Genomic DNA, 26863 nt, shown 5'->3' with positions numbered 1-26863 from the left:
CGAGCCTCCGCGCGTGCCAAACGCTTACGCTATGACTTTAAACCGCTGGCATTGATCGCGCGCCGGGCAGAGATGACACGATCGCCATAGAGCAGCGCCAAGGATCGATGGACGGCTTTGGCGCACCTGTCGTTCGCCAGAGCCGACGCCTGTCGCTCGGCTTGTTCGCGCTTCTTGCTATAGGCGATGTCGTAATCTTGAACGTTTGGCATGGCAGGCACTCGGCACTGCGGGCGGAAGCTGATCCAGCTCTCTATCGTCACCGTGCTCGCGGCAAGGGTGATGGCGACGTCGCAGTATACGCCGATGCGGCGTGGGGAGATACAGCGGTCGCGCTGTCTGGCGCGCGCCATGTTCCGTCTGCCGCGTATCGGGCGGCCGGCCATGTTGGTGAAGCCCGCGAGGCCTACATCGGATACCAGTCTCATTGAGGTGCCTCAGCATGTCGCGATCGACCAGTCCCTTGTTCGTGGATGCCGTGATCGATTGCATGGGCGAGGGGAGGGCGCCTACGCATGAGGAGATGATGATCGTCGCGCAGCATATCTGGTCCGATGGCGCGGCATCCCGTTCCGCGTTCGCCTGGAACAGCTTGTCGATGTCCTCGCCCGATCGTCTCTGTTCGATGCGGGCGGCGGGGCTGGCCTTGCACGGCTCGCGGTAACCTGCCGATGGCGGCGCGGGTGTGTCTGCCGTGATGGACCGCGCGTACGGCAAATGAGCGGAGATGGTCACGCAGCGTGGTCGCTCGTCGCCGCCAAACCAGAATAGCTCCGTTTCTCGCCGTTGCCGCGACGTGGCGTCATCGAGACCCTATCTAGACGGTACGAAGCCAGCTCGCCGCGACCAGCCTCGACGGCGATGAACATCAGGATTGCGCCATGAAGAAGATCGGGTTCCTTTCGTTCGGTCATTGGTCATCATCGGCCCAATCCGCGACGCGGTCCGCCTCGGACGTGTTGCTGCAGTCGATCGACCTAGCCGTCGCTGCCGAGGAATTGGGCGCCGACGGCGCGTACTTCCGCGTGCATCATTTTGCCCAGCAACTCGCATCGCCATTCCCGTTGCTGGCCGCGGTTGGCGCCAGGACCAGCCGGATCGAGATAGGCACCGGCGTAATCGACATGCGCTACGAGAATCCGTTCTACATGGCGGAGGATGCGGGTTCGGCCGACCTGATCAGCGGTGGCCGCTTGCAGCTCGGGATCAGCCGCGGCTCCCCCGAGCAGGTGATCGAAGGGTGGCGTCACTTCGGCTACGCGCCCGCCGAAGGTGAGACCGACGCCGACATGGGCCGCCAGCATGCCGAGGTGCTGCTCGATCTGCTCAAGGGCGAGGGGTTCGCGCAGCCGAGCCCGAACCCGATGTTTCCCAATCCACCAGGGTTGTTGCGCCTCGAACCGCATGCGCCAGGCTTGCGGCGGCGCATCTGGTGGGGTTCGTCGTCGAACGCCACCGCGGTCTGGGCAGCGCAAAACGGCATGAACCTGCAAAGCTCGACGCTGAAGGCGGACGAGAGCGGCGAACCGCTCCACGTCCAGCAAGCCAAGCAGATCCGGCTATATCGCCAGGCCTGGAAGGATGCGGGGCATGATTGGGAGCCGCGCGTGTCGGTATCGCGCTCGATCTTCGCGCTGATGAACGATCGCGACCGTGCCTATTTTGGGCGCGGCGAGAGCAGCGACCAGATCGGGGTGATCGACAACATGCGTGCCGTGTTCGGCCGTTCCTATGCGGCTGAGCCAGACCAGCTGATCGAGCAGCTCCGCACCGACGAGGGCATTGCCGAAGCCGACACGGTGTTGCTGACGGTGCCGAACCAACTCGGTGTCGACTACAACGCGCATGTGCTCGAATCCATCCTGACCCACGTCGCGCCAGCGCTTGGGTGGCGTTGAGGTGCCGCGGGTCACCTCATGCGTGGCGGCCTGTTTAATGGTACACGTCGGAGGGCAATTCGAGCGTTAGCGATGACTGTCGAAACGGATTGTGCATGAGTGTCTGAAGTTGAGAAGCGGGGAAGGGCCCCCGGGCGACCGGGAATGTGTCTCAAGGTTGGCCAGATAGCAGACGCGACCTGCGGCTTCGCACTCAAATTCGGCTTCGATGAAAGTTGATATTCTGTGGATGTGTCACAGAACATCCACATGATGGAGATAGGAGGTCTTTAGCGACGCGGTTGTGCATGCCGCGCTCTTAAAAGGGGTTTCGATGCTTCGTTCCATGCGACTTTCGTCGCGCGCAGTTCTGCGCGCGCTGTTGATGCTCGGCTCCACCGCCCCGGCCTTGATGATCGGTGTGACATCGGTCGAAGCCCAGGACTATACGAACATCGCCGCGTCCGGTCGCGTGACAGGGCAGGACGGGACCCCGATCGCCGGAGCGCAGGTCAAGATCACCTCATCGGACCGAGGCGTCAGCCGCGTCGCCGCGACGGACTCGACGGGCAGCTATACCATCCCGCAGCTTCCGCCCGGCAATTACGACGTTGCCATCACCGCACCGGGTTTCACAACCTATGGCGAGCGGGGCATTCCGCTCACGCGCGAATCCGGCGGTGCCAACAGCTTCCGCCTGGTTTCCGCCGAGCAAAGCGGCGACATCGTCGTCGTCGGCACCCGCCAGCGCACGGCCGACTTCCAGGACACCACGGTCGGCAGCACGATCAATCTCGGTTCGCTGACGACGCGCGTGCCGATCGGGCGCACCTTGCGCGACGTGATGCTGCTGACTCCCGGCGCGGTCCAGGGCTCATCGCCGTCGAATGGCGGCTTCTCCAATCAGGTGTCGATCGGCGGCGCGGCGTTCACCGAGAACGCGTTCTATATCAACGGCCTGAACGTGACCGATTTCGTGTCGGGCGGACAGCCGGCCGAAGTGCCGTTCGACTTCTACCAGACGGTCGAAGTGAAGACCGGCGGCGCCCCCGCGGAATTCGGTCGCGCGACCGGCGGCTACGTCGTCGCCACCACCAAGTCCGGCACCAACGACTATCACGCGAGCGTCACCGGCATCTTCGAGTCCGACGACCTTCGCGGCAGCGCGCCGTCCACCCGTACCGTCGATTATCGCCACGCGACCGCGAGCCGCAAGGAACTGGTGTTCCAGGCAAGCGGCCCGATCATCAGGGACCATCTGTTCGTCTACGGCCTCTACAACATGCGTGAAATCCGTACGTTGACGCCGCAGGCCAACCAGAACAACGCGACGGGCGTGGCGAACACCAGCCCGTTCTGGGGCGGGAAGGTCGATGGCTACATCAATGGCGACCACCATTTCGAATTCACCTATTTCGACACCACGAACGAGACGCGCAACCGCAGCTACAATTGGGATCGTACCGACCACAAACTCGGTGACAAGACCGGCGGCACCAATGCGCGGGCGGGCGGGATCAACTATGTCGGTCGCTACACCGGTACCTTTACCCCGTGGCTGACGCTGTCGGGTGCGTACGGCGTGAACAAGCTGCGCTCGGGCAATGTCCCGCTCGACGTCACCAACCCTCAGGTAATCGATTACCGTACCGATCCGGCGGGTATCCAGATCGGCGCCAACAAGGTGACGGACGCGTTCAGCAGCACCGACAACGAGCGCGAATTCTACCGCGTCGACGCCGATCTCCAGTTCCAGTTGCTCGGCGCGCACCATGTCCGCTTCGGCTATGATCACGAGAAGAACACCCAGTCGCAGACGTTCGAGACGATCGGCGGCGGCGCCTACAAGATCTTCAACGTCACGGCGCAGTCCGCCGCAAGGATCGGTGCGCCGGTCGGCACGCAATATTACACGACGCGTGTCTATGAGCAGAGCGGCGTCGCGCACGTCCGCAACGAAGCCTTCTACGTGCAGGACCAGTGGTCGCTGCTCGACAACCGCCTCCGCCTCGATCTCGGCGTGCGCAACGATCGCTTCAGCAACCAGGGCGTGAACGGTAAATCGTTCTTCAAATCGGGCAACCAATGGGCGCCGCGCCTCGGTGCCGCGTTCGATCCGGTGGGCGACGGGCGTACAAAGATCTTCGGATCCTATTCGAAATATTTCCTGCCGATGGCGGGGGACATCAACCTGAACGTCGCAGGCAGCCTGGTCACGTACACCCGCTATAACCTTTTCAACGGCGTCAGCGGCGCGGGCAGCGTCCCTGTCGCGGGCACGCCGCTTCTGTCGGTCGTCAACACCACGAACTGCCCGGACACCGGCATCAAGAATTGCGAGGTCTCAGCGGACGGCTCGGCGTTCAACCCGGCGGGCGCGATCGCGAGCAACATCAAGCCCCAGTCGGATCGGGAGTTCATCATCGGCGCGGAGCACCAGTTCAGCGACCGCATCCGGATCGGTGCCTATTTCACGCACCGCGAACTGACCAACGTGATCGAGGACGTCTCGATCGATGCCGGCGCGCGCGCCTATTGCGTCGGCAAGGGCTTCACCGCGGCGGCGTGTCTATCGGCGTATCCGGGTGGCAGCCAGTTCGTTATCGGTAACCCGGGCAAGGACATCACGACGCAGATCAACAAGCTGCCCGACGGCTCGACCCCGACCGTGACGCTGAAGAAGGACGATCTCGGCTATCCCGCACCGAGCCGCAACTACAACGCGCTGACGCTCACCTTCGATCGCAGCTTCGACGAGAAGTGGAGCCTGTCCGCCTCCTACACGCTCGCGTTCGACAAGGGGAATTACGAAGGCGGCGTGCGGTCGGAGAACGGCCAGCTCGCGATCAACCGCACCGCGGACTTCGATTCACCCGGCTTCGTCAACGGCGCATACGGCTATTTGCCCAACGATCGCCGCCACAGCTTTAAGGCTTACGGCAGCTATCGCCTGTTCGAAGCCCTCGACCTCGGCGCCAACATGCTCGTGCAATCGGCGCCGCATTACAGCTGCATCGGCGCGGTGCCGCTCGCGGTCGACGCCTATGCCAACACCTATCACGGCTATGGCTATTACTGCCAAGGTCAGCTGATCCCGCGCGGTACGGCGTTCACTGGCGACTGGCTGGCACAGGTCGATGTCAGCGCTGTCGTCCACCTGCCGATCCCGCATCTCAAGGCGTCGCTCCGGCTCGACGTGTTCAACCTGTTCGCGAGTTCGGCGGTCACGTCGTACAACAATTTCGGCGAGTTGAGCGACGGATCGGCCAATTCGGACTACCGCGCACCAGTGAATTACCAGACGCCGCGCTCGGTGCGGTTGACGGCAGTGGTGGGCTTCTAGGCATCGCTTGCGCGTGGAGCGAGGCATGGAGCATGTCTCGCCCACGCGGGTTCACCGACGAAGCCTATGATGGAGGGCACGATAGAGAAACGATCACAGCGGCAGAGCGAGATCATGGCGCGGTTGCGCGGCGGCCGAACCCTGTCGGTAACCGCACTGGCCACCGATCTAGCGGTCTCGGACGAGACGATCCGCCGCGAGTTGCGCGCGCTCGAGGATCACGGCGTCATCATTCGCGAGCATGGCGGCGCGCGGATGACGACGCCCGTGCACGAGGGACCACTCCACCAGCGTATGGAGGAGAATGCCGATGCGAAGATCCGCGTCGCACGCGCGGCGGCCGAGTTCGTGCAGGACGGCGCGATCGTGTTCATCGACTCCGGTACGACGAGCTGCTTCATCGCGCGGCATCTGGCGGACCGGCGCTCGCTCACCGTCATCACCAACTCGCTGCGCGTCGCGAGCGATCTGGGCGGGATCAACAACAACCGCCTGTTCCTCGCCGGCGGGCAGATGGACTATGACTACCGCGCATTCTCCGATCATGTCGCGCAGGACTATGTCCGCGGTTTCACGCCGCATCTGGCGATCCTGTCGGTCGGCGGCATCAGCCTCGAGCGCGGGCTGATGGACTTTCATCCCGGAGAGGCGGCGATGAGCCGGATCGCCTATGCGACGTCGAAGCAGGTGCTGCTCGCGGCGGATGCTTCGAAGTTCGGACGGTACGCCTTGATCCAGACGGCGGCACTGAGCGATGTCGGCATATTGGTGACCGACAAGCCGCTCGAAGAGGACTACGCCCGCGCCTTCGCTCACGCAGAAGTGGTGATCGCCTGACGCCGCCGCGCCGCGCGGATCAGCGGTGGCGCGACGACGAGGATCAGGAGCGCGCCGGCGCCTGCGACGGCGGCGTGGAGCAACCAGAATTCCGGGCTCGCGATCCGCTCGTAGAAGACGCCGCTGAACCCGGCCCACAAGCTCGCGAAGACTCCGTGGAGGTAGAACAGCCCCATCCAGAAGCCGACGAGATGGCGCGGCGCGCTGCCCGCGATCAGGCTTAGCGCGGACGGCCAGATCAGCACGATCGCCCCATCGATGAGGACCAGATAGGCCAGCGTCCAGGGTAGCGCGAGCGGTGCGCCGCCACTGGTCGCGTCGCCAAGCGCAAGGACGAGATAGCCCGCCGAACATAGCATTCCGCCGAGGAATATTTGGGTCACGGCGCCGATCCGAATGCCCCGCCGTTGCAGCGCCCGCGATGCGACCTGCGACACCGTGATCAACGCCAGCGTGAAGACTCCGTCTAGCGACAGGAACCACGCCACCGGCATGGTCAAGCCGAAGACATGCCGGTCGGCGCGCGTCCGCGCCCACACCAGGAAGATGTTGCCGAGCTGATCATAGGCCGAATAGCAGAGGTACACGGCGGCCAGGGCAACGACGAGCAGCGCAGTCGAGCTAGCGGGGACGTGCGCCGATACCGCCGATGTCGCGGAGGTCGCCGTTGGTGCCGCGCGGCCGGTCATCGCGTAGATCGCCAGCCCCAGTGCGACGGCAGCGGCCGCTGCGCCAATCGCATAGTCCTGACCGGCAAACGCGGCGAGCGCTCCGCAGACCAGCGGTCCGCAGATCACGCCCGCATTGAGAAAGCCGAGATAGACCGCGTAGCCCCGTCGCCGTTGGGCTTCGTCCTGGAACAGCGCGCCGAGCTGTGCGGACAGATTGCCCTTCAGCACCCCCGCGCCGATCGCGAACGGGACTAGGCCGATAAGGAATGTCGGATCTCTAAGCATCAGTGTCAGGCCGAGCAGCATCCCGACACTACCTGCCGCGACCATCGTCCGCCGGCTTCCAATCACGTCGCCGATCAAGCCACCAATTGGTATCGCCAAATAGATCAGCGCATTGGCATAGCCGTAAAGCTGCGAGGCAAGTCCGGTGGCGGACAAGGGCCCGAACATCGCCGCGCTGGTCTCGCTGAAGGCAGTCACGCCGACGACGCGCGACACGTCGCCGACGAGCACCCGGTCCAGGAAGATCAGCACCAGGACCGACTTCACGCCTGAGACGGCGAAGCGTTCGAGAAACTCCATCGTCGCGAGCGACAGAAAGCCCGCGCTCAGCAAGCGCTCGCCTTCTACCGCGCCGTCTCTTCGCATTGCGTCCGCCCTCGCCAAGCGCCGCAACTAGGCGGGCTTCGCGACACGGCCATGACAGTAAGAGCGGCTCAGGCGGGGTGCGGAAACGCCGCGGCGGGCTCGCTGATGCCGGGCCGCCCAGTCTCGACATGCCCCGCCAGGCGCAGCTGAACGCCATTCGCGGAAGTCAGCAACAGGTCGTACCAGCGATGGTCGGCCAAGATGATCGGAACCTTTGCCGTGGCGTCGGCGGCGAGCGCGATCTCGCGTCGCTCGCCGCTATGCGCGCAATGCAGCGCCATCGTCACTGGCGCATGGCCGCTGTTGCGAAGCTGTACCGTGCCGGCCGTGCCGTCTTCACGCCATAGTGCCACTGCCTCGATCCCTGCGCTCCCCGCCTGGCCGCAATAGTCGCGCTGGAACCCGTTTGGTCCCCGAACGACCAGCGCGTGCGGCTGGTCCGCACGGATCGGCCAAGTCTCGCTCAGACGGGAGTTCGCCGCCACGGTGAAGTAGCGCCAACCCGGAAAATTCACTTCGTCCTGGACGCAGAAGACGATCCCGACCGGACCCTGGTTGACGAAATTCAGCGTAAGCGCCGCGTCCGACCAAACCGGCTGGACGGCGAAACGGTACGGCAGCGCTCGCGCAGGCCGGGTCCCCGGTTCCTGCACGGGTACGCCGTCCCCCTTGGCAATGATCGGGGCAGGTGCGGTCGCGCACAGTCGCTCGGTTTCCTCGACATAGCCGGCGACCGACGGAAGCGCCGCCGCCCAGCGTGTGTCGAGCCGTGCGCTGTGCGGCACGTCGAAGTCGAAGATCGAAGTGAGGTCGCCACACACCGCGCGCCGCCACGGCGAGATGTTCGGCTCGGCAACGCCGAAGCGCCTCTCCAGAAATCGCAACACCGACGTATGATCGAACAGCTGCGAATTGACCCATCCACCGCGCGTCCACGGCGAGATCACGGTCATCGGCACGCGCGGGCCCAGGCCGACCGGCTCGCCCCGATAGGTCTCGCTGCGGACGTCGACGTTGCTCGCACCGTAGCGCGGTGCGATTCCGGGAACGGGGGCGGGAACGTGATCGAAGAAGCCGTCATTCTCGTCGTAGTTGAGGATCAGCGCGGTCTTCGCCCAGACCTTTGGATTGGACGCGAGCGCCGCGATCACGCTGCTGATCAGCACCTCGCCGAACGGCACGGGCGCGTCGGGATGCTCGCTCATCTGCATCATCGGCACGATCCACGACACCGCGGGAAGCCGGTCGGCGGCGACGTCGGCGGTGAACGCGGCGATGAGGTGCCTGGCCTGCGTCTTCTCGGGATCTTCTGGTGCCACGCCGTCGATCCAGTCGACATAGGCCCGTCCACGCCGGTAATGCGGCGACGACCGGTCCAGCTTTCGGAACTCGCTGAAATAGCCGAGCGGATTGTCCGAATAATTGGCGAGCTCCTGGTACACGCGCCAGGGAATACCCGCCTCCTCGAGCCGGCCGGCATAGGTGCGCCATGGCAGGCCCCCAGTCGCGTCATCCTTGGCCATGTCCGCGCCGGGGTTGGCATCCGTGCCGCCGTTGGTGACGCAATAGGCGCCTTCCTGCCCGACGCTCAGGCCGTTCGTGCCGCTGAAGTGATAGAGCCGGTTGGGGCCGGTCGGGCCTTGCAACGAGCAGTGATAGCCGTCGCAGATCGTGAACTGGTCCGCCAGCGCATGGTAGTACGGAATGTCGGCGCGGGTCAGGTGCGCCATGGTCAGCGGGCCCTTCTGCTCCGCCCATACGTCCCAGTTGCGCCAGCGCGCCTGGCTGTCCTTCCAGCTATGGTCGAGCCCGGTGAAACAGCGCGCGTTGCTGCTGTTGTAGTCGAGCCGGAACGGCCAGGTGATCCGCCCGCCATCGCGGTCGGCGCCGCGTTGCGCCCAGACGGATCGGCCGCCGGGCAACGTCACAGGCCGTGGATCGGCAAAGCCGCGGACGCCGCGCAACGTACCGAAATAATGATCGAACGACCGGTTTTCCTGCATCAGGATCACGACGTGCTCGACGTCCATGATCGAGCCACGCGCAACCGAACGCCGTAAAGTGCTGGCTGCCCCTGGTGGTGCGGCGGCCGCGCTCGATGCACCGATTAGGAAGGCTCTTCGACCAATCGCCATTCTGCTACCCCAAAGCCATCGCGATGCGTCCCGTATAAGGCCGACAAACATCGCGTAGGCATACAGTGTACGATTCATGTGACAACGCCGAGGAAAATGTGAATCTTATGATGACCTCAATCAAAAGGCCCACACTTCAACCGGGGTGTTCGCGTCAGATCTCCGACATACCGAGGCAAAGCGATCATATTACGAAGTGAAGGAGCGTCGACGTAGAAACGTCGGGTAGGGCAGCCGAACGTCGGGAAGTGGGCAGGGCGTCATGCGGCCTCGATGTTGCGTGACAAACGATCTTATCTTAGACAGCCCGTGCTGCGAAAAACGATGGTGTGGTCAACACCCCCATCGCGCGCACGCCGGCTGATAGCTGGTTAGCGGCTCCATCAATGGCAGCGCAGGCTTGACCTGCGCCGGCTAGGAGCGCGAACAAATGCGAGAAGACGTTACCATCATTGGCGCGGGCCTGGGCGGCTTGGTGCTCGCCGGCGCCTTGCATCGCAGCGGCATCGGGGTCGTCGTCTATGAAGGCGAGCCGTCGCCGGACGCGCGGGCCCAGGGCGGCTTGCTCGACCTGCATGAGCATAGCGGTCAGCAGGCACTGCATACGCTCGGACTGTACCATGCATTCCTGAAGCTGGTCCGGCCGGGCGAGGATGCCAAGCGGGTCGTCGACCGGCATGGCACGGTGTTGCTCGATCGACCGGGCGATGCCGCCACCGCCCGCCCCGAGGTGGACCGTGGTGACTTGCGCCGGTTGCTGCTGGATGCCTTGCCGCCAGAGATTGTGCAGTGGGGCCGCAAGGTCGCGTCGGTTCAAGGTGCGGGACGTGGTCGCCACGCGGTCGCATTCACCGACGGCTCCGTGGTCGAAACGACACTGCTGATCGGGGCGGATGGTGCCTGGTCGCGCGTACGCCCACTCGTGACCGACGCCCAGCCTGCCTATACCGGCACCTGCTTTCTCGAGCTTCACTGCGACGCGGACGATCCGCGCGCGGCCCCCGCCGCGGCGGTTATCGGCTCGGGCACGTTGATGGCGGTCGCCCCTGGCCAAGGCATCCTCGCGCACCGGAACGCCGATGGCAGCATCCATATCTATGTGGCTGTCAATCGGCCCGAGGAGTGGCTGGCCGCAGCCCTGCCGATCACGGCCGCCCGAATCGAGGCCTTGTTCGACGGCTGGTCGCGATCGCTACGTGCCCTGATCACCGACGGGGAGAAGGTCCCGGTTGTGCGCCCCATTTACGCGCTGCCGCCTTTGCTGACCTGGCCGCGCGTAAAAGGCGCGACGCTGCTGGGCGACGCCGCGCACCTCATGTCGCCGTTCGCGGGGGAAGGCGCAAATCTGGCAATGCTCGATGGAGCGGAGCTCGCGCGTGCGTTGATCGACCATCACGGCGATAACGAAAGGGCCCTAGGCATTTACGAGCATGACCTGTTCGTACGCAGCCAACCGATTGCACAGCTCAGTGCGAGAAACCTGTCCCGCTTCTTCGGATCGGACGCGCCGACCAGCGTCGTGGATATGTTCAGAATCCCATGAACGAATGGCGGAAGTTGGGAGGTGGGCAGGCCGTTCGGGATGGCCGCTAATGGTTCAGACCTCCGTCCGCTTTCAAAGCCCCAACGCGTCTTCGACATCGACGCCAAGGTAGTGGCCCGTGCTCTCTTTCGCATGACCAAGGAAAATCTGCATTCCGCGTAGATTTCTTGTCAGCTTGTAAATGATTGATGCCATCGTGCGTCGAAGCGAGGGAGTGCCATATTATCGTTGCGGGTGGGGGAAGATGAAGTCGTTTAACGTGCCGCCGCGACGCTCTAGCCAGCGGGCGAGGTTTTGCGGGCTTGCTCGACGATTTCAAATTGCACGGGTCGTTTGGTTTTCTGCCGACTAAGACGGCACGATCCCGGACGCTGCTGCCGGTAACGATGTCGCCGATGCGAACCTTGACGACATCGCAGCCGTACAGTTTGCTGTCGATCGCGACGTCAAAGAGCGCCCGGTTCTGGAAGCGCCTGTGTTGGTCAAGCCAGAGCGAATGTCTCAAACCTGCTGTGGTGTGAGGGAGCGCTTTGCGACCTGCACACGGCCCTTTTCCGGGGGCGGAGTTCATGGATAGCTGGATCTAACGACGAGTAACTCATCGATTATCTCCACGGTGTAGAGTTGATGCTACGGCGTACATCAAAGAAGGTAACACGGCCGTTTCTATTTATCGTTGGTGACGATGCCGATGACCAAGCGGCAGAGATCGAAAAAGCCTTGTATCCGACGAATGTGCACACTTAGGTCTTTGCTTCAGTCATGGCGTTGAAGTAGCCACTGCAATCATAAAGCAAATCGGTGGTGGCAAAAATCTCAGCGGTGCTGCACCGCCCTCTGTTAGCATATCTTGCCTTGAAACTGCGATGCCGGCTCAACTATAGTTTTAATGGCAGCGTCCGGGCGGCGGCATCGGCACACTAGGGCCCTAGCATATGCCGCAACTAGATCCGCCGGCGAGATATTTACTAGTTTATAACTGTTGCAATGAATTAAGTTTCATTGATTACATCGTCAGTCGCGGTGTCATACCGTCAGCCCCTCGCGATTCACTGCGCCCCCAACGATCCGGGGTAAAAACTACTAATGTCAAACCAGAGCTCGCGCGGCTTTCCCGATTTGTCCAAGCAATTCAGTACATCGTAAGATCGATCCTGAGTCACCAACGACTGAGACAGCACGCGAAGTTTCATCTTTCGTGCAATCTTGTACTCTTCAGGAACGTTCGAAACCTTAATGGCGGTGATCGCAGATGCGCCAACCGCGCCCTCGGCGGCTCCTCTTGAAGCCTCCGCCTGCATCGGAGCCGCCTGAGCGTAGCCCGCCGCTGAGAGGAGGAAAATCAAACTACCGACGATCCGCATCACTTTACACCTTTTGCTGTAGGTTGCCGACAACACATCAAGCGTCAAGGAGCGGCCGCATCATCGTTCTGCGTTTAGTGCGCCTCCAACCGCAGACCTCAAACGACCTATATCGCCACGGCAGGCAGGCGATCTGCTCCTAAGCATCCTCAGCGCTTTACTCATCACGGATCAGATCGAACAGTTCCGATCGGACGATCGCGAGCGGGCAGGCCTATGCGGAGGGTCTTGCGCCCGGCTGCGATCTCGCCATCGAGCACAAACCGCTCGGTACCACGGACTCGATCTTCGAGCCGTTGCGTGCACGAGCGACGGCTTTCGACGCGCGCGCAGCAATTGCATCTATCAACCATGAGACGGGCGGCATGGCGGCACTCGTCCGACGTCACGGCGCTGCGCTCGCGCGCCTCGATCAAGTGCTTGGCTGCACGTCGGTGGAGCGGGGATGCGTCCCTGATAGCACGCCGGCGGTCAGCGCAAGCGCCGATGGCCACGATCTCGTGCTGGCGGGGCCGATCCGCGCCGCCTCCGGTATTGCGCAGGTACTGCTGCTGCAGGAGGTCGAGGGTCTGCCACGCGAGAGCATTGGCTGGGGCCGCGCGAATCCTGCGACTATCGAGCAAGTCGGCGCGCTGCATGCCGCCCTGTTCGCCGTGTACACGCACCCGCCCTATATGGCCGCGCATCAAGCCGCCGTGCTCGGCCGCGAGGTGCTGGCGTCCTTGTCCTCGACGGGACCGCGGCTGACGGTATTCATGGGGCATGACACCAACATCACGGCGTTGGCCGCCGCGCTTCGGGTCGATTTGAAAGCGCCGGGCTATGCTACCAACGACGTTCCGCCGGGCGGGGCGCTGCTGATCGAACGCCTGCGTGACGCAAGCACCGATGCCCGGTTCGTGCGGGTGTCGTACCGCACCCAGTCGCCCGAGACCCTCCGTGGGCTTGGGCAATCCGCTTCGCTCGTCGCGCTCAAGATCCCAGGTTGCGCGAGCCCATTGTGTCCCGCGACTACATTTTCCCGGCTGCTAGTTTCACACCTGGCTCCGCTGCAAACAGCTAGGTGACGCTCGAAGCAACCTTACCGCGTGTCCGGGGCGCCAACTAGAAACTCCGCACTCATGGAGATTTCAACACAGCCCTCAGCAGAAGCCGACCAATAAATTAAAACTCCAGAGCGGCAGCGTCCTGCAAAGACCAGAACCGGATGAAATCAGCCGAAAACCGACAGCCGAACGATGCCATTAGGATCGGATTGGGAAGTCGAAACCCGTAAGATCAGGCGAGTCTTCTCAAGAATACTCATGCCAAACATGCGAAGCTAAAAAATGGGATCGGTCGTGCAGCGCAACGGCCGATCCCGGTGCCCTGTGCGCTATTTCGTCAGATCTGTGAAAAGTGAGCGGTAATAGGTGATCGCCAGCGGGATGTTGTCGATCGGGGTGCGCTCGTTGAGGCCGTGGCTGAAGTCGTCCGATTGCTTGATGAAGATCGGGCTGACGCCGTAGCTCGGCACGCCGACCGAGCGATACCACATCGAATCGCTCGCACCCGCCGACATGCTCGGGAAGACCGGCACGCCTGGACGGATCTTGCCCATCGCCGCCTTGACTGCGCCGGTCAGGTCAGCGCGCAGCGGCGAGGCGTCTGTCGGGTTCGATCCTTCGGTGACGTCGCTGAACTTCACACCCGGATCGGCGGCGACCCTGGCGAGTTCGGCCATCACCGTCGCGGGTTTCACGCCGGGAAAGATGCGGCAGTTGATGTTGGCGGTCGCACGCTGCGGCAGCGCGTTTAGGGCGTGGCCACCACTGACCATCGTCGCGACGCAGGTCGTGCCGATCTGGCCGACATAGCCGGTGTTGGCAGCGAGCGTTTCAATCGCCTTCTGGTCGGCCGGGTTGGCGACGAATGCGCGCATGGCGGCGCCGAGTTCGGGGGTCTGACGCGGGGCGACGCCCTCGAAATAGCCTTTGGTGATCGGCGACAGTTGCGGCGTGAAGCGATACGCGCCGATCTTGACCAGTGCGGCGGACAGCTCGTTGATCGCGTTGACCTTGCGTGGCGCGGACGAATGACCGCCGGCGTTGGTCACCTCGAGCTGGAAGTCGGCATAGGTCTTCTCGGCCGCGCCGATCGTAAAATACTCGGGTTTGCCGGCCTCGTCGTACAGTCCGCCGCCGCCGTCGATGTTGAGGGCCATCTCGCTGGCCTTGAGCTTTTCGGCGATGAGCGACGAGGTCTTCATCACCGTTTCCTCGTCGCCGGACAGCGCGAGGACGATGCCGCGCTTTGGCGTGTAGCCCGCTTTCTTCATGTCGAGCAGCGTGGCGATCGCGAGCGCCGCGTCGAGCTTCATGTCGGTCGCGCCACGGCCGTAGAGATAGCCGTTCTCGACCACCGCAGTGAACGGATCGCGCTGCCAGTCGGCGGGCTTGGCCTCGACGACGTCGATATGTCCGGAGACGACGATCGGCTTCAGCGCCGGATCGCTGCCGCGCCATGTCGCGATCAGATAGGCGGTATCGTCGACCGGCGTGATCGTCACGTCTGCAGCCGCAAAGCCGCCCGCGACCAGCGTCTGCTTCAGATAGGCGGCAAGCTGCGGGGTCTGGTTGCCGGGGCCGCGCACGCTGCGGAAGGCGATCATCTTCTTCGCGATTTCGAGACCGTTGGTGGCGGCTGGCGTCTGCGAGGAGGCCGGGATGCCGACCATTATGGCTGTGCAGGCTAGTAGAAGTTTGAGCTTGGACGTCATCATCATCTTTCCTCGGAGAATTCTTATCCTTCCCATTGCGGGGGAGGATCGCGACGAACCAATCCCTAGAACTTCGCTCCCGCGCGCAAGCCGATCGTCCGCGGCGTACTGCTGACGATGTAGGTGCGTTGCGAACACGTCCCGCACTGCTGGAACCGCGACAATTGCGCGCGTTCGTCCCACAGGTTCTGGACGAACAATTCGAGCGTGTAGCCGGACAGGTCCGCGCCGATCGACGCGTTCGCCGTCGTATAGGCCTTGAGTCGCCCGAGCGTTCCAGCCTGATACGTCCGGATGTCCGCGGACGCCGAACTCTGATGCGCGACGAGCCCCTGGATATACGCCTTCGCTGTGCCGACCGGGACGCTATATCTCGCGGTCCCGCTTGCCTTGAAGCGTGGCGTGATCGGCAGGCGCGTGCCCTTCGGCGCAAGTACGTCGAGGCCAGTGCCGCTACAGGTCTGCGTCGCGCACAAGTCGTTGCGCGTCTTCGCATCGGTGTAGGACGCCGCCGCAGTGAGCGACAGGCCGCCCGTGGAGAAGTTCGCGTCCGCCTCCGCGCCCCTGATCCGCGCGTTCGGGCCGTTCTGGATGATCGTGAAGCTGTTGAGCCCGAGGAACGAGAACTGGAACTCGTCCCAGGCCTGCTGATAGATCGCGGCGTTGAACCGGAGACGATCGAACAGCGTCGTCTTGAAGCCGAGCTCGTAGTTGGTCAGGAAATCGGCATCATAGGGCGCGACGTCGCCGCGGCGGTTGATCCCGCCCGGTCGGAAACCGCGCGAGAAGGTGGCATAGCCCATGACCTTGTCGGTGGGCTTGAACGTCAGGTTGAAGCGGTAGGTCGCGCCTTGCCCCTGCGTTTTCTTGGGGATCAGGCCGGTGGTCGTGTAGGTCGCCAGATTGGTACACGGCGAGCCCGACACGGCTGCGGGCAACAACGTCGAGGTGTCGCCACCGCTCAGATAGGCTTCCCGCAAGGTCTGGCCGTTCGCCAGATAACAGCCCGCGACGCCGGTCTGGCTGCTGCCCGCGGCATTGAACGGCGTGGCGGTGTAGGGCCGGCCATCGTCCGGATCGACCGCGGGATTGCGCCCGAACCCGTAGAAGCCGATTAGCGAATTGTCGTAGATGTACGCGCGGCCACCCGCCGTCGCGGTCAGGTTCGGCAGGATGTCGAAGCTCGCCTCGCCGAACATCGCGTAATCCTTGTCGACGCGCTCCTGCTTGGTCAGCCACAGCGTGCCGGGCGATCCGTTGACGGATACCGCGGTGCCGAGATTGGCGATCTGGTAATCCTGGAAGATCGCGTTGGTCTGGCGCTGATAGAAGGCGCCGGCGACGATCCGGAACCGGTCCTCGACCGGCGACGCGACGCGCAGTTCCTGGCTGGTCTTCTTGAAATGGTCGGTGCCGATGATCTTCTGCCGCGGGTCGATCGTCCGGCCGGCATTGTCCTGGTAGTAGAAATAGCCGGCAAGCCCCCCGACCGAGGAATAGGCCGAGTCATAGGCTTCGGCGTAATCGGTATAGTCGCTCGACGTGTACGTCTTCCGGTCGAGATACGCGCCGGCATAGGTGACGTCCCAGTTGCCGACCTTGCCCTCGATCGTCAGCGCGCCCTGGATGAACCGGTCGCGGCGGAACTCGGGGAAGAAATGCTGGACCTGGAGATCGCCGACCTTGGGGTCGTAGCCATAGGTGCCGTGGTTGCGCTGTTCCTGGTACAGGACGGTCGGCGTCACGGTCCAGTTGCTGTCGAGATCGACCTTCAGCGCCGCGCGGCCGCCATAGGTCTCGGTATGGTTGTAGTTCTTCTTCACGAACGCGGCGTTGTCGACGACGACCCCGCCATTCGCCGACGTGCACGAGGTCGGGGTCGGCTCTGGGAGGTAGCTGCGGCACCCGGCGACGTTGTCGATGTAGCCGGCATCGCGCTGATAGAAGCCGACCACGCGTAGCGCTGCGGACTGCGACAGCGGCATGTTGAGCATGCCTTCGACCTTGCTGCCGATGCCGCCGGATCTGACGCTGTTCACCTCGCCATCTACGCGGCCGTAAAAGTCGCTCGTATCGGGCTTGTTGGTGATGATCCGGATCGTGCCTGCTTCGGACGACGCGCCGTACAGCGTGCCCTGTGGCCCGGCAAGGCTCTCGATCCGGGCGATGTCGTAGATGTGGACGTCGAGCGTGCCGCCGATCGTCGTCACCGGCTGCTCATCCAGGTAAGTGCCGACCGAGGGCAGGGGGCCCGAATGGTTGCCATCGCCACCCGATGCGACGCCGCGCATGTAGACGACGGTCGATCCTGGCTGCGTCGTCTGGAACGATACCGACGGCAGTAGCTGCGTATATTGGTTAAAGTTCGAGATGTTGAGATCGTCGAGCCGCTTGGTGCCGATCGCCTGGATGCTGATCGGGACGTTCTGGATGTTCTGATCGCGCTTCTGCGCGGTGACGACGATGTCGCCTTCATACTCGCCAGCGGTCTGCGCGGCAGGGGCGGTTTGCTCGGCAGGTGCTGGTGCCGCGGCAGGGCCGGTCTGAGCGTGAGCGGAAGACACTATCGCCGAAGAGGCCAAAAGCGTGCCGATCAACAACCGACGATCGAATATGTGCATGCGCGAGCCCCCAAGCGATTATGCGCAGAGACTGTGGTGCAGTGCAGCGAACGTCAAACGAAGCTGGCCTATTTTGCAGCTTTATTACGTGAGCGTGACGTTTTTGCCACGGATCATGCGCGTGGCAGGTCGCCAAGTGCGGTTTTCAGCGGGTCGAGCCACATTTCGTACGGCCGCCAGGCATCGACGCCGTCACGGTTGATCGGCCGACGCACCTGTTCGGAACTGGCGGTGCGGACCGCGCGCTCGGTCTCGTGGAAGGCGAGGCATGCGGGTTCGTAGTCGAGGCCACACGCTGCGAGCAGCGCACGGACCTCGACCTCGGTGTTTTCGAGCAGGGCTTCGTGATCGACGCGGTGGACGCGGCCCGGCAGCACCGCGTCGACATGCGTCATCAGCCGGACATAGTCGCGGTAATAGCGGCCGAGATCGTCGAGCGAATAGCTGAACGTCTGCCCCCGCGCGTAATGCTGCTTGAAGTTCGAGAAGCAGCAGTCGAGCGGGTCGCGCCGCGCGTCGATGATCCGCGCATTGGGCAAGGCGAGGTGGATCAGCGCGGTATGCGCCCAGTTGTTGGGCAGCTTGTCGATGAAGAACGGGCGATCGGTGCGCCGCTGGATCGCGGCACGACGCAGATACTCCTCGCCGATTTCGCGCAGTGCATCCGCAGAGAGGGTGGCGATGCCCTGCGGATAGTCGGCGATGCGGCGGGCGAGCGCGGGCATGTCGGGGAGTTCGGTGGTGCCCTCGACGCGGCTATGGCTGGCGAGAATCTGCTCGATCAACGTCGAACCCGCACGCGGCATGCCAAGGACGAAGATCGGGTCGGGTGCCTCGCATCCCTGGCCGCGGCGCGCGTCCAGGAAATCGGGCGTAAGCAGCGCGATGCTGCGGTCGACGAATATGCGCGTTTCGTCGGCGTCGTACACGATCCGGGTCCGGCGGAGTGCGTTACCCGCCGCGTAATGCGCGAACGACTGCACCGGTTCTCGGCGATCCTCGAATGCCTTGCCGAGCGCGAAATCGAGATGGAAGCGGTCCTCGTCATCCAGATCATCCCGAGCGAGGCCAGCCTCCATCGATGCGATATCGGCATCGTCGAACCGTACCGTCTTGAGGTTGGCGAGGCTCCACCACGCGTCGCCGAGGGTCGGTAACAGCGCCAACGCGCGGCGATAGGCAGCAATACCGTCGTCGCGACGCCCCACCGTCTTGAGCATGTGACCGTAGCTCAGCCACACGCGCGGCTGGCCCGGCGCATCGTGCAACACTTTTTCATACAGCGCGATCGCATCCTCGAACCCGCCAAGCCGCCCGAGCGCCGCTGCTTTCAGGTTCGCATGCCCGGGATTGTCCGGCTCGTCGGCGATCACCGCGTCGAGCAAGGTCAGTGCTTCGGGCGCGCGGTTCTGGCGGTACAGAACGAGCGCGAGGTTCGCGCGCGCTGCGGTAAAGCCCGGCGCCAGTTCGACCGCGCGGCGCAGCAATGCCTCCGCATCGCCGTACCGCCCGATCCGCCCCGCCAGTTCGGCCAGCATCCGGATCGCCCGCGCATCGAACGGATCGCGCTTGAGATACGCCTTCAGCAGCGGTTCGGCGACGTGAAGCTGGTTGTCGTGGAGCGCGAGCGCGGCCTGCATCAGGTCGCTCGGCCAACGATGGTTCGGGGTGGCTGCCATTATGCCAACTTTCTGAGCCGCCCACGTTGGCGTCAAGCGCGAAGGTAGGACGGGGTTTTTCCACCGGCACGTCGTGTAGTCGGCAAAGACATTGCGGTCGCAGATTTCGTATCGTGAGGCTCAGTCAGCGATGAAAGCTGGTGTCTATAAAGGGATGTTCGCGGCTTCTCGTCTTGAAACAGCAGTTCGTAGGCATGAGCGCCGAAAGCTTGATGTGGAATGGATGTAACGACTTAAAGTCATGGTCTTGTCTGTTCGTTACGTCGCTGAACGCAAACGTGGGGACGCACTCGCGCCCCCATGTCCATTTCAATATTTTACACGAAGACGCGTGTAGTAGAAGCCGCCGTTGAAGCCGAATGGGCCACCACCGCGCGGGTAGACCTGGCCGTCGGACGTGCCGCCGGTCAGGGGATAGATCTGCACCGTTCCGTTCGCCGCGAGGCGATCGGGATGTTCGTCGGTAAAGTTCTGCGCACCGATCGACAGGGTGAAATGCTCGGCGAAGACATAGCTTACTTCGAGATCGGTGACGAACTTGCCGCCGAAGACCTGGTTAGGCGTCGCCCCGGTCACGATGCCGTTGGTCAGGATGTTGGTGACGCCGTAATCCTGCGCCGCGGTGAACGAGCTGTAGTAATTCTCGCGGACATTGAAGCTCAGATTATCCAGCGACCAATTGGCGTTGAAGACGATACGGTGCTTCGGCGCCAGGTTTTCCGCATCGATGAGGATGGGAAGATTGATGACACGGGAGTCGTAGTCGGTAACCTTGGTCTTGTTGTAGTTGTACGCCAACGAGAAGTTCAACTGCGCATCGCTGAGCTTCGTGCGGTAGGTGCCGACCACGTCGATACCACGGGTGCGCGTTTTGAAGCCATTAGTGAAATACTGCACTTGGCCGTCGAGTCCAACGGCTTGCAGTGCCGGTTGCGCCGCGATCGCGATGGCATTGACGATGAATGGCGAGGTCAGGCCGATGCGATTGCGCAAATCGATCTGATACCCGTCGACCGTGACCGTCAGGCCGCGGACCGGCTCCAGGATGACGCCGACGCCGTAGTTGGTCGACTTTTCCGGGGTCAGCGGCTCGGCGCCGTAATATTGCGCGGGTGCGCTGTTGACGGGATAAGTGCCGGCCTGGAACGCGTTGCCGTTGTTGAACGAGGTCGTGACGATCGAGACGTTCGACTGACCTGGCGACGGCGCGTGGAAGCCGGTGCCGAAGCTGCCGCGGACCGAGAAGCCTTCGACGAACTTGTAGAGTGCGTTGACCTTGCCGACCCAGGCATCGCCGAACGTGTTGTAGTGCTCGTATCGGCCGGCCGCCCCGACCGTCAGCGCTTCGGTAAGATCGGTTTCGAGGCCGACATAAGCGGCATAGGCCTTCTGGTCGAACTTGCCTGCTGTGGCTGGGCTGGTTCCTGCATAGCCGCTGGCGCCGACGCCCTGCGCCGCGGTCGTGCCGGAATCGACGTACACGCCGGGCGCGGTCTGCGTGTAGAGCTGCTGCGCGATGGCGTAGGGACCGGCTGCATAGGATTGCGTATCGCCCGCGGTCTGTTCGTAGGTTTCCTTGCGGAACTCGCCGCCGGCCGAGATGGTCAGCGGCGCGGCGAGGCCGAGATCCGCCGCATAGGTGAAGTCGGCGTTGAAATTGACTTCCTTCTGGATCAGGTCGCCGAAATCGAAGCTCGTCTGCGTCGCCGGACCGTAGGAGAAGTTGGCCGAATTATACATCGACAACGACAGCTTGTTGCGCGCCAGCGTGCCTGACAGGTCATAGCTGAACTCGCCGCTGGTACCCTTGTAGCCGAGCACGCCGTAGAGTTCCTGGCTCTTGCCGACGAAGCGCGGGGTGAAGCCGGCCGGATAGAGCTGGTTGAACTTGAAGGTGTTGCCGTCGCGCACGAAGCCACCCGCCTTGCAGGTCGCGCTGCCGGTCGGGCAGGGGGTGAGGAAGAACGTGTTGTTGAACGCGCCGTTCGCACCCTGATTGCGGACCACCCCGGCTGAATCGACTGCGGTGCTGCTCACGGGCGCACGATAGTTGAAGCTCTGGTTGCCCTTGCTCTGCGCGAAGTTGCCGAAGAAATAGAGTTTGCTGTCGGGGGTGACGTTGATCGCCGCGTTGAGCACCGACTTGAAGCCATGCGAGGGCGAATTGCCCCAGATCTGCACGGGGCCGGGGAAATTGGGTAGCTGCGTCGCGAGCGCCGGGAAGTTCTGCGCGAAGTTCGCCGCGGATGGGCGGGTTCGACCACGGCTGGTCTGCCCCTCGTCGACATATTCGCCGGTCGCGTTGATGAAGCCCCAGTCGCCCTTCAGGCCCGCATTGCCCGCGATCTGGTAACTTTCGCCGTCTCCCGCATAATATTGCCCGGTGCGACCGACCAGTTCGATGCCCTGATCCTGGCGCAGGCCGTAGTTCAGAACGCCGGCGATCGCGTCCGAGCCATATTGCGCGGTGGCGCCTTCGCGCAGCACCTGGAGATTGCCGATCGCCAGCGACGGAATTGCCGAGATGTCGGGGCCCTGAGCGCCGCGACCAAGCCCGGTATCGCTGCCGCCGTAGACCTGCACCAGTGCCGACCGGTTGTAGCGTTTGCCGTTCAGCATCACGAGGACCTGGTCACCCGACAGGCCACGAAGCGATGGCGAGCGAACGAAGGTCGATGCATCCGAGATCGAGTTCTGGCCGGCATAGAAGGACGGTACGATGTTCTTGAGCGCATCGATCATGTTGGCGGCAGGCTGCGTGGTCAGGTCATCCGCACTGATGATGTCGACGGGCGAGGGCGAGTTGGCCAGCGTACGATCGGTACGGCGCGTACCGAGTACGAGGATCTCGCTCGTTGGTTCGGTCTCCACGGGCGCAACCCCTTGGGGAGTGGTGTCCTGAGGGGAGCCTGTAGCCGCGTCCTGTATGGTATCTCGTTCGGCTGCGAAGGCGGCGGGGCACGATAGTAGTGCAACCGCCAGTGCGACGGTCGAAGTCGTGTATCTGATCATCTAAAACCCCCTTGGAAAACCTAGCTCTTCAAAAGTCTTCTCCAGATGTTCCCGTTCTCGATCGTCGATTGTGTTCGGCGTATCGAAACGCTTTTTGACCAGCCCTGCGAATGTCGTGACGGTGTCATTTCACTGCATCGTCATCGTGCACCAAACGGCCACAACGGACGTGTTCTAGCAATCGAAAACTTCGTACGTCGTCACGCATCTGCAACAATGTTGCATTTTTACCGCATTTTGGTGAGTTGGAGCCAGTGCTGGGCGGGGGCTGCGAAGCGCAATTCACCAAATGAACGAATGGCAGAAGTCAGAACGCCGGAAATCTTTGTCAGATGTCCGTGATCAAGTCCGACTGGAAGCTTTTTTCTAGGGACGCCCTTGTCGACAGTGGATCCAAGGTTAGGGCCAGTGCCGAAGCACCGGCCACCATGGTATTACGTCAGACGACAGCGCCTTTGGCTCGCTTGCGAACCAAGATTAACCGTAAGACGCCCAATTCGGCGTCTCATCTTAAAATGCGACCTTGAACTGGCCACCGATGATCCGCGGTTCATTGATCATGCCCGTCAGGTTGTTGAAGTCGATCGCGCTGATGCTGCGATACTGGTTGGTGATGTTGCGGACGAACGCGCTGACCTCATATCCCTGCGGCGACTTGTAGCCGACCTTGAGCCCGCCTTCGAGCGACGACTTGCCGGTGAACTCGACCGCTTCATACAGGAAGAAGTTAATGCGGCTGCGATAGACCCAGTCGGTATAGGCATAGACTTCCCCGCCGTTCGCGAGCGGGATGCCATAGCGTGCGGTCCAGTTGGCGATCCAGCGCGGCGCCTGGGGAAGATCGTTGCCGTCGATCACCGCGAACCCGTTCACGATCGGGTCGAGCACGGTGCAGGTCGCACAAACCCCGACGCCGATGCCCCGGTCGCGGATCTCGGTGAAGTTATAGCTGCCGCTCGCGGTCAGTGTCAGTTCGGGAAGCGGCCGCGCCTCGAACTCGCCCTCGACGCCGTAGCCGATCGCCTTGTTCGCGCTGATCAGGCGTGCCGAATTGCTGCTGCCGCCGACCGCGGTGATCTGCAGGTCCTTGGTGCTGTACCAATAGGCGTCGAGCGAGAAGTTCACTTTCCGATCGAGCAACGTGCCCTTGAACCCGCTCTCGCCCGAGAACGTCGTCTGCTTGGGCGCAGTGCTCTGGACGCTGCCGAAGGTCACGCGGTCCTGGATCGCCGGGCCCTGATAGCCGGTCGCGAGCCGCGTATAGACGTTGATCGCGGGCGTCAGTTCGTAGGTAGCGCTCGCGTCCCAGGTCACGTTCGAGCCGCGGACGACCGCGCGCGCGGGCAGCGTGTCGCTGATCCCGGTACCGGGAATCGGTGCGGTCACGAGGTCGTTGCGATAGTCGTGCGAATAGCGGACGCCCGCGCGGAGCGTCAGCAAGTCGACGGGCTTGGCCTCGATCGAGGCGAACGCGCCGTAATTCTCGTTGCGGTTGTCGTGGTAGATATCCTGGTCGAGATCGGTCGCGCGCGAACCGGTGCCGCCGAACGCATAGTCGTACTGGTGATAGCGCAACGTCTGGTGGAAATAATACAGCCCGCCCTGCAGGCGGATGCCGTTCATGTCCTCGCTGGCGTAGCGCAGTTCCTGGCTGAACTCCTTGGGCTTGGTCAGGCCGCCGGTGTTCGACGGGAACAGCCCGACGCCGATCGCGCCGATCGTACCGCCGAGGAACGTGTAGTTGTTGCCGCCGTCGACATCGCCGGTGCTCTCGACCTTGGCCTGCTCGTAGCCGGTCACCGAATAGAAGGTGCCGATGCCGTCGAGGTGATAGTCGAGCCGCAGGTTGGTGCCCCACTGCGTCAGGCTCTGGCTGGTATAGCCGTCGAGCGTGACGTGCTTGGGGTCGAACCCGGTGTTGAAGTCGTTGGTGCCCGGCTTGAACAAACCGGCGCGGAAGATACGCGGCGAGCCCGTCAGGTCGCGGACGTGGACGTTCAGCAACGCGTTGAAGTCGCTGCTGGTATAGCCGAGCTGGAAGCGGCCGGCGACGTCGCGATAGCCTTCGAGCTTGCGATCCGCATTGCCCGTCGTGGAATCGTTCTTAACCCAATCGTCGCGCGACTGGATGATGCCCGACGCGCGGAACGCGAAGCCGTTGCCGATCGGCAGGTTGAGCGCCGCCTCGCCGTTGATCGTGTTGTAGGTCGCCCAGGATCCGGTCGCATAGCCCGTGACCTTGTCCGGGTTCGGCTTGGCGGAATCGATCTTCACGACGCCCGCCGGCGTGTTGCGCCCGAACAACGTGCCCTGCGGCCCGCGCAGCACTTCGACGCTCTGCAGATCGAAGACCGGGAACGACTTCAGCATCGGGTTTTCGAGCGCGACGTCATCATATACCACCGACACCGGCTGCGCGGCATTGGGGTCGAAATCGGTGTTGCCGAGGCCGCGGATGTAGAAACGCGGGAAGGTCCGGCCGAACGAGGATTCGACCTGGAGGCTCGGCGTGCGGCCAGCAAGGAAGCGGATGTCGAGGCCGCTCGAATTGAGCACGTCGAGCTTCTCGCCGCTGATCGCGGTGACCGCGAGCGGCACGTCTTTCGACGATTCCCGGCGGCGGGTCGCGGTGACGACGATCTCACCGACGCCTTGGTCGCTCGCCGGATCGCTCACGGCTTGTGCAGCCGGCACGTGTTCCTGTGCGATGGCGGGCACCGCGAAAACGAGCAGCGGCGCGCTGGCGGCGAGCAGGCGGGCGATGGCAGACGTACGAACGGGCAAGCGAATCATGGATGGTCCCCCCTTGGGCTTCGAACATCCTCCTGTGTCGATCCGTGTGACCCGGATGCGTCACCAACCGGTAACATCACTGCAACGCGCGGCAATAGACACGATCAGGTGCGATGCATTTTTCCTGGCACCGCGACATCTTTGCCCCAATCGCTGTCCGTGCCCTGCAACCGTTGCGGATCCCGCATCAGCTTGTCCTGCCCGACCTCGGATTTTGCGAAGCCCCGCCCGCTCTCAAGCGGCGTAAATACATAGTCGTCATCGCTCCGCGCGAGATTTAACCCATCGCGGCCCTCATCCTAGTCGATGAAGTCGCTGAGCAGAAAGATGCTAGCCCTGCGCTGTCGTGCAGAGGCGGGCCATGCAAAGGCTGACCGTGCAGATGCGGGCCGCGCCGCCCACGCCTGCCAGAGCCGTGTGTCGCGATAATTCTTACGTCATGCGCCTGCAACGGGACGATCATGCTCCCGGCCAGACCCATGTCGGCTTGATACCGCTCCGGACGAATGCTTTACCGTCGCTCGGGTATAAGCGCCTTGCGTATCGGCTCTACCCAACGACCCTTGTCGATGTCGTACAGGATGAAGTCGCTGTCGAACTGCCAATACGCCCATGGGAAGCCATGCGCCTCGGCCTCGCGGCGGACGGTCGCCGTGTACCGGGCGCGAGCCTCGATCGGCGTGCCGCTTTTCTCATACGCGCCGAACTCGCCCATCAGTACGGGACGGTCGTTCGCGCGCGACCATGCACCGACCTTGTCGTAATCGGCCTTGATCCTGGCCTCGTCGGCGGCTGTGAAGGGCACGTCCTTCAGTCCGGCGGTTTCTGACGACCAAGGTGCCCCCTGGTGGGTGAATCGGAAAGGCTCGTACGAGTGGAAGGTGACGAGAATGTTCCGGTCGGATTTGGGCAGTTCGAGTCCGGGCAGTTCTTCCAGATTGTTCCAGCGGGTCGGCCCCACTACCAACGTCCGACCCGGGTTGGTCGCGCGTACAGCAGGGATGAGCCTGCTCAGCATCGCGTTCCACCGGGGACCATCCAGAGGCGCGTGCGGCTCGTTCAGCAATTCGAACAGAACGCTGTCCGGCGCGTCGCGATAGCGTGCCCCGATCTGCTGCCAGAACGCGATCAGCCTGGGTTCGCACGCGTCCGGCGCTTCCGAGCACAGGTTGAAGTCGTGCTCGTCGAGAATGACGCTCAAACCGGCGGCGGTCGCGTCCTTGACGACACCATCGAGCGTTGCGAGCCACTTCGGATCGAGGCGGTTTCCGGCATCCATATGCTTGAAGGACTGGAGCACGACACGGACGAAATCGAACCCGCCCTGCTTGATGATCCGGAAATGACGCGGCTTGAACCGTGCCTTCTGGGGATCGTCCCACAGCGGATCGTATCCGATGATGTTGACGCCGCGGTGCAGGCGCGACGCGGTGCGCCATGCCGGCCCGGTCGCCGTCGCCGGACTGTCGGATGTCCGTATCGATGCTTTTGCGACGCCGTCATGCGAATAAGCGACCGTCGGAGCGGCGAGGGCTACAGCCGCACCCAACATATATCTGAAGAGCACGGATGTCTTCCT

General features: G+C 63.1%; 16 protein-coding genes and 1 pseudogene. 6 read left to right on the top strand and 11 right to left on the bottom strand.

What is annotated here, in order from left to right:
* Nucleotides 1-29: 29 nt before the first annotated feature.
* The gene (locus J4O76_RS16230) at nucleotides 30-428 is read right to left on the bottom strand and encodes a hypothetical protein (RefSeq protein ID WP_426282886.1); all 399 of its coding nucleotides are present in this window, start codon (nucleotides 426-428) and stop codon (nucleotides 30-32) included.
* A gap of 14 nt (nucleotides 429-442) precedes the next feature.
* Between J4O76_RS16230 and J4O76_RS16225 the strand changes: the two genes are divergently transcribed.
* The 4 genes from J4O76_RS16225 to J4O76_RS16210 all read left to right on the top strand — a co-directional run bounded on the left by J4O76_RS16225 (nucleotide 443) and on the right by J4O76_RS16210 (nucleotide 6057).
* A complete protein-coding gene (locus J4O76_RS16225) occupies nucleotides 443-664 on the top strand; it encodes a hypothetical protein (protein ID WP_353464753.1) in 222 nt (73 codons plus the stop codon).
* A gap of 217 nt (nucleotides 665-881) precedes the next feature.
* Nucleotides 882-1898 (top strand): LLM class flavin-dependent oxidoreductase, encoded by a 1017-nt coding sequence (locus J4O76_RS16220; protein ID WP_426282885.1) that lies wholly within the window; start codon nucleotides 882-884, stop codon nucleotides 1896-1898.
* A 313-nt stretch (nucleotides 1899-2211) separates the two neighbouring features.
* The gene (locus tag J4O76_RS16215) at nucleotides 2212-5220 is read left to right on the top strand and encodes a TonB-dependent receptor (RefSeq protein WP_426282884.1); all 3009 of its coding nucleotides are present in this window, start codon (nucleotides 2212-2214) and stop codon (nucleotides 5218-5220) included.
* A 66-nt stretch (nucleotides 5221-5286) separates the two neighbouring features.
* Nucleotides 5287-6057: a DeoR/GlpR family DNA-binding transcription regulator gene (locus tag J4O76_RS16210; RefSeq protein ID WP_426282883.1), complete on the top strand. Its 771-nt coding sequence runs from the start codon at nucleotides 5287-5289 to the stop codon at nucleotides 6055-6057.
* Here J4O76_RS16210 and J4O76_RS16205 read toward each other — a convergent pair.
* Both J4O76_RS16205 and J4O76_RS16200 read right to left on the bottom strand, forming a co-directional pair.
* The gene (locus tag J4O76_RS16205) at nucleotides 6033-7379 is read right to left on the bottom strand and encodes an MFS transporter (RefSeq protein WP_426282882.1); all 1347 of its coding nucleotides are present in this window, start codon (nucleotides 7377-7379) and stop codon (nucleotides 6033-6035) included. The two genes, J4O76_RS16210 and J4O76_RS16205, sit on opposite strands and share 25 nt — an antisense overlap.
* A gap of 68 nt (nucleotides 7380-7447) precedes the next feature.
* Entirely contained in the window at nucleotides 7448-9514 is a 2067-nt protein-coding gene (locus J4O76_RS16200) for a phosphocholine-specific phospholipase C (protein ID WP_426282881.1), read from the bottom strand.
* A 430-nt stretch (nucleotides 9515-9944) separates the two neighbouring features.
* On the opposite strand from J4O76_RS16200, the gene J4O76_RS16195 reads away from it, so the two are divergent.
* Nucleotides 9945-11057 carry an FAD-dependent oxidoreductase gene (locus tag J4O76_RS16195; protein WP_426282880.1) on the top strand — a complete coding sequence of 371 codons (1113 nt, stop codon included), beginning with the start codon at nucleotides 9945-9947 and terminating at the stop codon, nucleotides 11055-11057.
* 72 nt (nucleotides 11058-11129) lie between these two features.
* Here the strand turns inward: J4O76_RS16195 and J4O76_RS16190 are convergent.
* Together J4O76_RS16190 and J4O76_RS16185 are read right to left on the bottom strand one after the other, a co-directional pair.
* Nucleotides 11130-11659, bottom strand: a pseudogene (locus J4O76_RS16190) (integrase).
* A 447-nt stretch (nucleotides 11660-12106) separates the two neighbouring features.
* Nucleotides 12107-12421 carry a hypothetical protein gene (locus J4O76_RS16185; protein WP_426282879.1) on the bottom strand — a complete coding sequence of 105 codons (315 nt, stop codon included), beginning with the start codon at nucleotides 12419-12421 and terminating at the stop codon, nucleotides 12107-12109.
* 365 nt (nucleotides 12422-12786) lie between these two features.
* Here J4O76_RS16185 and J4O76_RS16180 point away from each other — a divergent pair, with 365 nt between their 5' ends.
* The gene (locus J4O76_RS16180) at nucleotides 12787-13488 is read left to right on the top strand and encodes a histidine-type phosphatase (protein WP_426282878.1); all 702 of its coding nucleotides are present in this window, start codon (nucleotides 12787-12789) and stop codon (nucleotides 13486-13488) included.
* A gap of 308 nt (nucleotides 13489-13796) precedes the next feature.
* On the opposite strand, the gene J4O76_RS16175 is transcribed toward J4O76_RS16180, so the two are convergent.
* The 6 genes from J4O76_RS16175 to J4O76_RS16150 form a co-directional block, all read right to left on the bottom strand.
* Nucleotides 13797-15179, bottom strand: coding sequence for a M20/M25/M40 family metallo-hydrolase (locus tag J4O76_RS16175; protein WP_426282877.1), 1383 nt, complete (start codon nucleotides 15177-15179; stop codon nucleotides 13797-13799).
* Between the two features lie 65 nt (nucleotides 15180-15244).
* Nucleotides 15245-17800 (bottom strand): TonB-dependent receptor, encoded by a 2556-nt coding sequence (locus J4O76_RS16170; RefSeq protein WP_426282876.1) that lies wholly within the window; start codon nucleotides 17798-17800, stop codon nucleotides 15245-15247.
* 113 nt (nucleotides 17801-17913) lie between these two features.
* Nucleotides 17914-19479: a sulfotransferase gene (locus J4O76_RS16165; RefSeq protein WP_426282874.1), complete on the bottom strand. Its 1566-nt coding sequence runs from the start codon at nucleotides 19477-19479 to the stop codon at nucleotides 17914-17916.
* A 309-nt stretch (nucleotides 19480-19788) separates the two neighbouring features.
* A complete protein-coding gene (locus tag J4O76_RS16160; RefSeq protein ID WP_426282872.1) occupies nucleotides 19789-22491 on the bottom strand; it encodes a TonB-dependent receptor plug domain-containing protein in 2703 nt (900 codons plus the stop codon).
* A gap of 510 nt (nucleotides 22492-23001) precedes the next feature.
* Nucleotides 23002-25284: a TonB-dependent receptor gene (locus J4O76_RS16155; protein ID WP_426282870.1), complete on the bottom strand. Its 2283-nt coding sequence runs from the start codon at nucleotides 25282-25284 to the stop codon at nucleotides 23002-23004.
* 511 nt (nucleotides 25285-25795) lie between these two features.
* Complete coding sequence (locus J4O76_RS16150; protein WP_426282868.1) at nucleotides 25796-26851, bottom strand: glycoside hydrolase family 5 protein; 1056 nt, start codon at nucleotides 26849-26851, stop codon at nucleotides 25796-25798.
* Nucleotides 26852-26863: the final 12 nt, after the last annotated feature.

The sequence above is a fragment of the Sphingomonas sp. NFX23 genome (assembly GCF_049887795.1).
Lineage (GTDB): Bacteria > Pseudomonadota > Alphaproteobacteria > Sphingomonadales > Sphingomonadaceae > Sphingomonas.
Note: the sequence above shows the minus strand (reverse complement) of the source record. Positions and strands in the feature narration are given on the sequence as shown.